Below are 9,356 nucleotides of genomic sequence, written 5' to 3'. Positions count from 1 at the left end.
GCTCGACTGCCTCAGTTTAGGTGCTGAGGCGGACTGTGTTCGGGTCTGCCCGGGTTGTACCGCGTTTGCCCGGGATCATGCATCAGCTTTTTTACCTAGCGCTGGATTTCGCGATCTGCGTCCAGTTGGTAGGGCATTTCCAGCAGTTCGAGGGCTGGGCCCTCGGGGCTTCCCAGGTGGATGCGGCCATCGGCGACGGCATCTTCCTGCAGTACCGCCAGCAGCTCGGCGCCGCCACCGTTACCGGCTGCCAGGACCACTTCGCCGACGCTGGAGCCGTGTACTGGCGAGAACAGTTCGCTGCCTACGGCCGGCTGTTCGCCCCGGGGTAGGCTCAGGCGCTGCAGGCGGCGCTTGAGTTTGCCGAGGTATTGCATGCGCGCGACGATTTCCTGGCCGGTGTAGCAGCCCTTCTTGAAACTGACGCCGCCGACGGCTTGTAGGTTGATCATCTGCGGGATGAACAGCTCGCGGGTGGCGCCGAACACCTGGCCGATGCCGGCGCGTACCTGGCCGAGCAGCCAGTCGTTGAGCGGGGCCTCCGGCAGTTGGGCAGCCAGGCGAGCCTGCAGGCTTTCGGCCTGTGCGGCCGGGGCCCAGAGTTCTGCCCGGCCGCCGGGCAGGCGCAGGGCGAGCAGGCCATTGGCACGGGCTACGGCATCGGCCTGTTGTGGCAGGTCCAGGCCGAGACTCACCAGCGCACCATCGCCGCCGCTGAGGCCGAAGCGGGCCCAGGCGGCGGATTCGTCGGCCAGGCTGGACTTGGAGAACACCGCGTATTTCTTCAAATCCGTCAGTTGCGCTTCAAGCAGTTCGCTGGCCAGCGCCAGCAGGTAGCCGTCGCCTTCCTGGACGATGCGGAAGCTGGAGATCATGCGGCCCTTGGGCGTGCAGCGGGCGCCCAGGCTGGAGGTCCGTTCGTCGAGATAGTTGAGGTTGCAGGTGAGCTGGCCCTGGAGGAACTTGGCAGCGTCCGGGCCGCGTACGGCGAGCAGGGCTTCGTGATTGAGCGGGGTGAAGAAGGCAGAGTCGGCCATGGGCGATCGCTGGGCAATAAGTCAGGCCGTCATCATAGAGGCCGTCCGGCGCCTTGTCAGCGGGTGCCGAGCGCGCCGCGCGCCGTTATACTGCGCCCCTTTGCACAGGAGCCTGCTGCATGGCCGACGCGACCGAACTGAACCGACTCTTCTGGCATAGCCGCCGCGGCATGCTGGAGCTGGATGTGCTGCTGGTGCCCTTCGTCAAGGAGGTCTACCCCAGCCTCGACGCCGAGGACCAGGCGCGCTACCGCAAGCTGCTGGAGTGCGAGGACCAGGACATGTTCGGCTGGTTCATGCAGCGCGGTGAGCCCGAGGATGCCGATCTGCGCCGCATGGTTCGCATGATCCTGGATCGTGTCCAGCCCAAGTAAGCACTTCGAATGTCACTGGCAGGCCTCGCGCCTGCTGCTGACGCTCTACCTGGCGGCGCTCGGCTTGGCGCTGCTTACCCTATTGGTCATCGATCTGCCCCTCTGGGGCGCTGCGCTCGGTGTGCTGGCCTGCCTGGGGTATGCGGCCTGGACGTTGCCGCGGCAGATTCTGCTGCGCCATCCGTCGGCCTTCACCGGTCTGCGCCGGGACGAGGAGGGCTGGCAGCTGTTCAGCGCGCGCAATGGCTGGCAGTCGGTGCAGCTGCGGCCGGACAGCCTGGCGCTGCCACTCGCCGTGGTGCTGCGCTTTCGCCTGGTTGGTGAGCGGCGCGTGCGTGGCCTGTGTATCCCGCGTGATGCACTGACGCGCGAGGCGCACCGGCATCTGCGCGTGCGCCTGAAGTTCAGCCGGCGTAGGTGGGCGGCACCAGGATAGTGTCGCGGGCCTCGGGCAGCAGGTCCGGGTAGTCCAGAGTGTAATGCAGGCCGCGGCTCTCGCGGCGCAGCATGGCCGATTCGATCATCAACTCGGCGACCTGGGCCAGGTTGCGCAGCTCGATCAGGTCGCGGCTGACCTTGTAGTTGGAATAGAACTCGTCGATCTCATCGAGCAGCAGGCGCACCCGGTGCTGGGCGCGTTGCAGGCGCTTGTTGGTGCGCACGATGCCGACGTAGTCCCACATGAAACGCCGCAGTTCGTCCCAGTTGTGCGCGATGATCACGTCTTCGTCCGAGTCGGTCACCTGGCTGGCATCCCAGGCTGGCAGCCCCTGCGGCATCGGTACCCGATCCAGCTGTGCGACGATGTCCTGGGCGGCCGAGCGGGCGTAGACGAAGCATTCGAGCAGCGAGTTGCTGGCCATGCGGTTGGCGCCGTGCAGGCCGGTGAAGCTGGTTTCGCCGATGGCGTACAGGCCCGGTACGTCGGTGTGGCCGTGCTGGTCGACGACCACGCCGCCGCAGGTGTAGTGCGCCGCCGGCACCACCGGAATGGGCTGGCGGGTAATGTCGATGCCGAAGGTCAGGCAGCGCTCGTAGACGGTAGGGAAGTGCGACTTCACGAACTCGGCCGGCTTGTGGCTGATGTCGAGGTACACGCAGTCGATACCCAGGCGCTTCATCTCGTGGTCGATGGCGCGGGCGACGATGTCGCGCGGGGCCAGTTCGGCGCGCGGGTCGAAGCGCTCCATGAAGCGTTCGCCGTTGGGCAGCTTGAGGTGCGCGCCTTCGCCGCGCAGGGCCTCGGTGACCAGGAAGCTCTTGGCCTGCGGGTGGTACAGGCAGGTCGGATGAAACTGGTTGAACTCCAGGTTGCCGACCCGGCAGCCGGCGCGCCAGGCCATGGCGATGCCGTCGCCGCTGGCGCCGTCCGGGTTGCTGGTATAGAGGTAGACCTTGGCCGCGCCGCCGGTAGCGAGGATGACGAAGCGCGCGTGGTAGGTGTCGACTTCGCCGCTGGTGCGGTTGAGCACATAGGCGCCTACGCAGCGCTGGCCGGGCAGGCCGAGTTTGCGCTCGGTGATCAGGTCGACCGCCACCCGCTGTTCCTGCAACTCGATATTGGCGCGCTGGCGGGTCTGCTGCAGCAGGGTGTTGAAGATCGCGGCGCCCGTGGCATCGGCGGCGTGGATGATGCGCCGGTGGCTATGGCCCCCTTCGCGGGTGAGGTGGAACTCGAAGCCACCGTCCTCGCGCTCCTGCTCGTCGTCACGGGTGAAGGGGACGCCCTGTTCGATCAGCCACTGGATGGCCTCGCGGCTGTGCTCGACGGTGAAGCGTACGGCGTCTTCGCGGCACAGGCCGCCGCCGGCGTTGAGGGTGTCGGCGACATGGGACTCGACGGTGTCGGCGTCGTCCAGCACGGCCGCCACGCCGCCCTGGGCCCAGTAGGTGGAGCCATTGGCCAGGTCACCCTTGCTCAGCACGGCGATGCGCAGGTGCCCGGGCAGGGTCAGGGCCAGGGTCAGGCCGGCAGCGCCGCTGCCGATGACCAGGACGTCATGCTGATAATGTTGGCTCATCTACTGCTGGTTCCGCGGGGGGTCGAAATGGCGCCGCCTAGTATATAGAGGGGGGCAGACGCACAATAGCCAGGCTTATGACGCAATAATGCGAATCGGAACTTTCTTAGTCAGTCAGGTTCCAAAGGAAGTTGTCGGCATCATGGCTACCCTTGTCGGGCGGTCAGTGGGTCGACTGCAAGGATCATTCGGGCAGTGGCTGGACCCAGCCGCTGCTCCGTTTTGCGCAGGCCTCGCAGGCCTCGCGAAGCTTGTTCGGAGGGGAGAACTTTTGCACAGCACCCGAGTCTATCTTGGCAGACCGACAGACTGGACGATGCTGACTCCTTCCGAGGCGAACGAGGAGTATTCATGCTAGCCCAGGAAGACGATCAGCAGCTGGTCGAGCGTGTGCAGCGGGGCGACAAACGAGCCTTCGATCTGCTGGTGCTCAAGTACCAGCACAAGATTCTCGGTCTGGTGGTGCGTTTCGTACATGACAGTCATGAGGCGCAGGATGTCGCCCAGGAAGCGTTCATCAAGGCCTACCGGGCGTTGGGCAACTTCCGCGGTGATAGTGCGTTCTATACCTGGCTGTACCGCATTGCCATCAACACGGCGAAGAACTATCTGGTCTCGCGCGGTCGTCGGCCGCCGGACAGTGATGTCAGCGCCGAGGATGCCGAGTTTTACGAGGGCGATCATGCCCTGAAGGACATCGAGTCGCCGGAGCGCGCCATGTTGCGGGATGAGATCGAGGCCACCGTGCATCGAACCATCCAGCAGTTGCCGGAAGACCTGCGTACGGCGCTCACCCTGCGCGAGTTCGACGGTCTGAGTTATGAGGACATTGCCAATGTGATGCAGTGTCCGGTCGGCACTGTGAGGTCACGGATCTTCCGTGCTCGCGAGGCCATCGATAAAGCCCTGCAGCCGTTGCTGCAGGAAGCCTGAGACAGCGGCGACAGCCAAGAGAGGAAACGCCATGAGTCGTGAAGCCCTGCAGGAATCGCTGTCCGCGGTGATGGATAACGAAGCGGACGAACTGGAGCTGCGTCGAGTGCTGGCTGCCGCCGGCGACGACGCCGAGTTGCGAGGCACCTGGTCGCGCTACCAGATTGCCCGCGCGGTGATGCACAAGGAGCTGCTGGAGCCGCGCCTGGATATCGCCGCGGCGGTTTCCGCCGCGCTGGCCGAAGAGGCGGTGCCTGCGCCTGCCGTAAAGCGTTCCTGGCGTACCCTCGGACGCGTGGCGGTAGCCGCTTCCGTGACCCTGGCGGTGCTGGCCGGTGTGCGTTTCTACAATCAGGACGAGCTGTCCGGTGCTCAGTTGGCCCAGCAGGCCGGTCAGCCGAGTCTGACCCTGCCGCAGGTGCAGGGGCCGGCGGTGCTGGCAGGCTATACCGAGTCCGCCGCGCCGGTGCGGCAGAACGTGCAGCAGCCTGCCTCCGGCTGGTATGAGCAGCGTCTGCCGAACTACCTGCGCCAGCATGCGCAACAGGCGGCTGCCAGCGGGAATGATTCGGTCCTGCCCTATGCCCGTGCCGCCAGCCTGGAAAACCGCTGAGAGCCTCTATGCGCGTCGTCCTTCTCGCCATGCTCGGCAGCTGTCTGGTCCAGCCCGTCCAGGCTGCCGAGAACTGGCTGCAGCGCCTGACCCAGGCCGAACATCAGAGTTTTCAGGGCACCTTCATCTACGAGCGCAACGGCAGCTTCTCCACCCATGCCGTCTGGCACAAGGGGGGCGAGAACGCGATAAGCGAGCGCTTGCTGCAGCTCGATGGCCCTGCTCAGGAAGTTCTGCGGGTCGACGGACGTCCGCAGTGCATGACCGACGCCCTGGCTGGGCACGCGGTCGAGGCGCAGTGGCCGGCTCGTGAGCTGAATGCGGCGCAGCTGCAGCAGCACTACGACCTCCGCGTGCTGGGCGGTTCGCGGGTTGCCGGTCGCACTGCCACTGTGCTGGCGCTGATTCCCCGCGACCGCCATCGCTACGCCTTCGAATTGCATCTGGATGACGAGACGGCGCTGCCGCTGAAATCGTTGTTAATCAACGAGAAGGGTCAGTTGCTGGAGCGCTTCCAGTTCATCAGCCTGGCGCCCTTCGAGAGCGAGGATGCGTTGCAACCGAGCGCTGCCTGCAAGCCGGTCAGCTTCGACAAGTCACCCGGCCTTTCGCAATCCTGGCAGGCCGGCTGGGTGCCGCCTGGTTTCGAGTTGAACCAGGCGCTGGAGAGAACCAGCCCGCTGTCTCCCGAGCCGGTGGCCTACTTGCTCTACGGCGACGGACTGGCGCGCTTCAGTATTTTCCTCGAGCCGCTGCGGGGTGCTGCCGCCGAAGACGCGCGCAGCCAGTTTGGGCCGACGGCCGTGGTGTCCCGGCGCATGAATACCGCCGAAGGTGATGTGATGGTCACCGTGGTGGGGGAAATCCCCCTGGGCACCGCAGAGCGTGTGGCCCTGTCGATGCAGGGCGGTGACGCCAAGAGCGCACAGTGAGTTTCGATGGTCGCGACCGCCGGGTGATTCATGCACTCCGAGCGGGTGCGAATTTGTCCTGTCTTCCGAGTGGATGGAGCTGATGTCCATGAGTAGCCTGAAATCCTCGTTCACTGGCCTGTGTGCCCTGTTGCTGTTGGGGCAGGTGTCCCTGGCGCAGGCCGAACTCCCTGAATTCACTGAATTGGTGCAGGAAGCCTCACCTGCCGTGGTGAACATCAGTACCCGGCAGAAGCTGCCGCAGCGCGACGTGGCGATCCAGGGACAGATTCCGGATCTCGAAGGGCTGCCGCCGATGTTTCGCGAGTTCTTCGAGCGCAATGTCCCGCAGATGCCGCGTGGCCCTGGCGGCCGGCAACGCGAGGCGCAGTCGCTGGGCTCGGGTTTCATCATTTCCGATGACGGTTATGTACTGACCAATAATCACGTGGTGGCCGATGCCGACGAGATCATTGTGCGCCTGTCCGACCGCAGTGAGCTGGAAGCCAAGCTGATTGGCGCGGATCCGCGTTCCGACGTGGCATTGTTGAAGGTGGAGGGCAAGGATTTGCCCACGGTCAAGCTGGGTAAGTCGGATGAGCTCAAGGTGGGCGAGTGGGTGCTGGCCATCGGCTCGCCGTTCGGCTTCGACCACTCGGTGACCGCCGGCATCGTTTCCGCCAAGGGACGCAGCCTGCCCAACGAGAACTACGTGCCCTTCATCCAGACCGACGTGGCGATCAATCCGGGTAACTCCGGCGGCCCGCTGTTCAATCTGGACGGCGAGGTGGTCGGCATCAACTCGCAGATATTCACCCGATCCGGCGGCTTCATGGGGCTGTCCTTTGCCATTCCGATCGATGTGGCGATGGATGTGGCCAATCAGCTGAAGGGCGCGGGCAAGGTCAGCCGAGGCTGGCTGGGTGTGGTGATCCAGGAGGTCAACAAGGATCTGGCCGAGTCCTTCGGGCTGGACAAGCCGGCCGGCGCCCTGGTGGCTCAGGTGCTCGAGGAGGGCCCCGCAGCCAAGGGTGGTCTGCAGGTCGGCGATGTGATCCTCAGCCTCAACGGCCAGCCGATCGTCATGTCGGCCGATCTGCCGCACCTGGTCGGGGCGCTCAAGCCTGGCGAGCAGGCCGCTCTGGAAGTGGTGCGCGAGGGCGAGCGCAAGACCATCAAACTGGCTATTGGCGCTCTCCCTGAAGAGGGCGAGGAGGTCGCGCTGGGCGCTGCCGAGGGTGTCGAGCGCAGCAGCAATCGGCTGGGCGTCTCGGTGGTGGAGCTGAGTGGCGAGCAGAAGAAAGCGCTCGACCTGCGCGGTGGCGTGGTCATCAAGGACGTGCAGAACGGCCCGGCAGCGCTGATCGGTCTGCGCCCCGGCGATATCATCACGCACCTGAACAATCAGGCCATCACTTCTGCCAAGCAGTTTGCCGAAGTGGCCAAGGCGCTGCCGGTCAACCGCTCGGTGTCCATGCGCGTGCTGCGTCAGGGGCGCGCCAGCTTCATTACCTTCAAGTTGGCCGAGTAAACGGCCGGCGAGTGAAAAGGGCGGCTTTGGCCGCCCTTTTCATGCCTGCCCGTGACGGGCCGGTCGCCGATCGGGTAGAATCCCCGGCTATTTTTCGGCGGGCAGCCTGCCTGCGGCTTTTTCGAGTGTTGATCCGTGAGTGACCTGAGTCATATCCGCAATTTTTCCATCATCGCCCACATCGATCATGGCAAGTCGACCCTGGCCGACCGCTTCATCCAGATCTGTGGCGGCCTGTCCGACCGCGAGATGGAAGCCCAGGTCCTGGACTCCATGGACCTGGAGCGTGAGCGCGGCATCACCATCAAGGCGCACAGCGTGACCCTGCACTACCCGGCGCAGGACGGTAAGACCTATCAGCTGAACTTCATCGATACTCCCGGCCACGTCGACTTCACCTACGAGGTCAGCCGCTCGCTGGCCGCCTGCGAGGGCGCGATCTTGGTGGTGGATGCCGGCCAGGGTGTGGAAGCGCAGTCGGTCGCCAACTGCTACACCGCCATCGAGCAGGGCCTTGAGGTCATGCCGGTGCTGAACAAGATGGACCTGCCGCAGGCCGAGCCGGAGCGGGTCAAGGATGAGATCGAGCACATCATCGGCATCGATGCGACCGACGCCGTGCCCTGCAGTGCCAAGAGCGGCATGGGCGTGATCGACGTGCTGGAACACCTGGTCAAGGTGATTCCGCCGCCAGAGGGCGAACTCGACGCGCCGCTGCAGGCACTGATCATCGACTCCTGGTTCGACAACTACCTGGGCGTGGTCTCGCTGGTGCGGGTCAAGCACGGCCGGGTGAAGAAGGGCGACAAGATCCTGGTCAAGTCGACCGGCAAGATGCACCAGGTCGACAGCGTTGGCGTGTTCACCCCGAAGCACACCGAGACCGCCGACCTTAAGGCTGGCGAGGTGGGCTTCATCATCGCCGGCATCAAGGACATTCACGGCGCGCCCGTGGGCGATACCCTGACCCTGTCCACTACTCCGGACGTCGATGTGCTGCCAGGCTTCAAGCGGGTCAAGCCGCAGGTCTACGCAGGCTTGTTCCCGGTCAGTTCCGATGATTTCGAGGATTTCCGCGAAGCGCTGCAGAAGCTGACCCTGAACGATGCCGCCCTGCAGTATGAGCCGGAAAGCTCTGATGCCCTGGGCTTCGGCTTCCGCATCGGCTTCCTCGGCATGCTGCACATGGAGATCATCCAGGAGCGCCTGGAGCGCGAATATGACCTGGACCTGATCACCACCGCGCCGACCGTGATCTTCGAAGTGGAGATGAAGAACGGCGAGACCATCTACGTCGACAACCCATCCAAGCTGCCCGATCCGGCCGGCATCCTCGACATGCGCGAGCCGATCGTACGCGCCAATATCCTGGTGCCGCAGGAGCATCTGGGTAACGTCATCACCCTGTGCATCGAGAAGCGCGGCGTGCAGCGCGACCTGCAGTTCCTCAGCAGCCAGGTGCAGGTCTCCTACGATTTGCCGATGAACGAGGTGGTGCTGGACTTCTTCGACCGCCTCAAGTCGGTGAGCCGCGGCTACGCCTCGCTGGACTACAGCTTCGATCGTTTCCAGTCGGCCAACCTGGTGCGTCTGGACGTGATGATCAACGGCGAGAAGGTCGACGCTCTGGCGTTGATCGTGCACCGTGATCGTGCTCACCAGAAAGGTCGTGTGCTGACCGAGAAGATGAAAGAACTGATCCCGCGGCAGATGTTCGACGTGGCGATCCAGGCAGCCATCGGCGGCCAGATCATTGCCCGGACCACGGTCAAGGCATTGCGCAAGAACGTATTGGCCAAGTGTTACGGTGGTGACGTCAGCCGTAAGAAGAAGCTGCTGGAGAAGCAGAAGGCCGGTAAGAAAAGGATGAAGCAGGTCGGCAGCGTGGAAATCCCGCAGGAAGCCTTCCTTGCCGTACTCAAGGTGGATAGTTAAC

General features: G+C 64.4%; 9 protein-coding genes. 7 read left to right on the top strand and 2 right to left on the bottom strand.

Features of this window, described 5'->3' with window-relative positions; genetic code table 11:
- Positions 1-95: 95 nt before the first annotated feature.
- Entirely contained in the window at positions 96-1,037 is a 942-nt protein-coding gene (ygfZ, locus tag ACOAPY_RS15235) for a CAF17-like 4Fe-4S cluster assembly/insertion protein YgfZ (protein ID WP_465153852.1), read from the bottom strand.
- Between the two features lie 119 nt (positions 1,038-1,156).
- On the opposite strand from ygfZ, the gene ACOAPY_RS15230 reads away from it, so the two are divergent.
- Both ACOAPY_RS15230 and ACOAPY_RS15225 read left to right on the top strand, forming a co-directional pair.
- Positions 1,157-1,411: an FAD assembly factor SdhE gene (locus tag ACOAPY_RS15230; RefSeq protein ID WP_021699280.1), complete on the top strand. Its 255-nt coding sequence runs from the start codon at positions 1,157-1,159 to the stop codon at positions 1,409-1,411.
- The gene (locus ACOAPY_RS15225; protein WP_465153851.1) at positions 1,395-1,847 is read left to right on the top strand and encodes a protein YgfX; all 453 of its coding nucleotides are present in this window, start codon (positions 1,395-1,397) and stop codon (positions 1,845-1,847) included. The genes ACOAPY_RS15230 and ACOAPY_RS15225 overlap by 17 nt, the downstream gene beginning before the upstream one ends.
- On the opposite strand, the gene nadB is transcribed toward ACOAPY_RS15225, so the two are convergent.
- Positions 1,816-3,432, bottom strand: a complete 1,617-nt coding sequence (nadB, locus tag ACOAPY_RS15220; protein WP_465153850.1) for an L-aspartate oxidase — start codon at positions 3,430-3,432, stop codon at positions 1,816-1,818. The genes ACOAPY_RS15225 and nadB overlap by 32 nt on opposite strands.
- A 351-nt stretch (positions 3,433-3,783) precedes the next feature.
- Here nadB and rpoE point away from each other — a divergent pair, with 351 nt between their 5' ends.
- From rpoE to lepA, 5 genes are all read left to right on the top strand, one after another.
- The gene (gene rpoE, locus ACOAPY_RS15215; protein WP_021699277.1) at positions 3,784-4,365 is read left to right on the top strand and encodes an RNA polymerase sigma factor RpoE/AlgU; all 582 of its coding nucleotides are present in this window, start codon (positions 3,784-3,786) and stop codon (positions 4,363-4,365) included.
- A 31-nt stretch (positions 4,366-4,396) separates the two neighbouring features.
- Positions 4,397-4,978, top strand: a complete 582-nt coding sequence (locus tag ACOAPY_RS15210; RefSeq protein ID WP_465153849.1) for a sigma-E factor negative regulatory protein — start codon at positions 4,397-4,399, stop codon at positions 4,976-4,978.
- An 8-nt stretch (positions 4,979-4,986) separates the two neighbouring features.
- Positions 4,987-5,910: a MucB/RseB C-terminal domain-containing protein gene (locus ACOAPY_RS15205; protein WP_465153848.1), complete on the top strand. Its 924-nt coding sequence runs from the start codon at positions 4,987-4,989 to the stop codon at positions 5,908-5,910.
- 88 nt (positions 5,911-5,998) lie between these two features.
- Complete coding sequence (locus tag ACOAPY_RS15200; RefSeq protein WP_465153847.1) at positions 5,999-7,420, top strand: DegQ family serine endoprotease; 1,422 nt, start codon at positions 5,999-6,001, stop codon at positions 7,418-7,420.
- 135 nt (positions 7,421-7,555) lie between these two features.
- Entirely contained in the window at positions 7,556-9,355 is a 1,800-nt protein-coding gene (gene lepA, locus ACOAPY_RS15195) for a translation elongation factor 4 (protein ID WP_203787660.1), read from the top strand.
- Position 9,356 lies beyond the last annotated feature (1 nt).

Origin of the sequence: Pseudomonas stagnisoli (assembly GCF_048595745.1) — a bacterium.
In the GTDB taxonomy this organism is placed as follows: domain Bacteria; phylum Pseudomonadota; class Gammaproteobacteria; order Pseudomonadales; family Pseudomonadaceae; genus Aquipseudomonas; species Aquipseudomonas alcaligenes_A.
The sequence above is the reverse complement of the archived record's forward strand: the minus strand, read 5'-3'. Positions and strand labels throughout refer to the sequence as shown.